General features: G+C 61.1%; 2 protein-coding genes. Both read right to left on the reverse strand.

Features of this window, described 5'->3' with window-relative positions; translation table 11 throughout:
* Window positions 1-524: 3-hydroxyacyl-CoA dehydrogenase NAD-binding domain-containing protein (locus tag ABIB00_RS39035; RefSeq protein ID WP_354108014.1), on the reverse strand; the 524-nt coding region annotated here is incomplete at its 3' end.
* A gap of 178 nt (window positions 525-702) precedes the next feature.
* On the reverse strand, window positions 703-1017 hold a 315-nt coding region (locus ABIB00_RS39040; protein ID WP_354108015.1), incomplete at its 5' end, for an enoyl-CoA hydratase-related protein.

The raw sequence follows: 1017 nt of genomic DNA on the forward strand, positions 1-1017 counted from the left end.
TGATAAAACGCCTCCGCAGCGGCGAGCGCCTCTGTGCTGGTGTGTGTTGCACCGGCGACCTCAACCAGGGGAATGAGATAAGGAGGATTGAACGGATGTCCGATAATAACGCGCGGCGACCGCAAACCCTCCGCCTGAAGGTCGGCAATGGTGAACCCGGACGTGGAGGTGGCGATGACGGCATCAGCAGGCACCAGGGGTTCAATTTCAGCGTAGAGTTTCCGCTTCAGTTCGAGCCGCTCGGGAGCACTCTCTTGCACGAAATCGGCGGCAGCCACCGCCTCCGACGCGGTCTTCGCCCAGGTCAGACTCCCCCGATGCTCGGCACGCGCGCCGAGGCGCTCCTGGGTCGGCCAAGCCGTCTTGAGGAGTTCATCGAGGCGATCTTTGGCGTCTGGCGCCGGATCCCACACGACCACGTTGAGCCCACGCGCCAGAAAGTGCGCGACAAACCCTCCGCCAATGATTCCCGTACCAATGCATGCAACTCGCCGGATCCGATCTGGGCCACGAAAAGCGCTCATAGCTTGGCCTCGCCTCGGTTGAGCTTGCGGTGATAAATGCACATCGATTGATCCTTCTCTCGCGTTAGCAGTTTAGACCCTGTGTACCGTGCGTCGGCCGGGCCACGCGCCGGGTAAAACCTATTGGACCGTCCGCTCAGTACTCTGGTTTCAAGCCGTTGCGGTGATCGTCGTCCCACTATCTACCCTTCCAAACAGGGGCGCGCTTTTCCGCAAAGGCCCGGGCTCCTTCAAGGCTGTCCTCCGACCCATAGAGTACGTCGGCGCTCGCAAGTTGACGGCGTGCCAACCGGTTCATGGCGTCCTGAAATGAGAGCGCTTCAGATACGCGGGCCGTTTCTTTGATAGCCGCAAAGACCAAGGGCGGGCCGTGAGAGAGCAGGCGCGCGACTTCCCAGACCCGTTCCTCGAGCTTTTCCTTGGGCAGCACCTCATTCACCAGACCCCAGCGATGTGCCTCTGCAACATCCATCCAGCGGCCAGTGAAGAGGAG

Source organism: Bradyrhizobium sp. LB14.3 (assembly GCF_040547985.1).
In the GTDB taxonomy this organism is placed as follows: domain Bacteria; phylum Pseudomonadota; class Alphaproteobacteria; order Rhizobiales; family Xanthobacteraceae; genus Bradyrhizobium.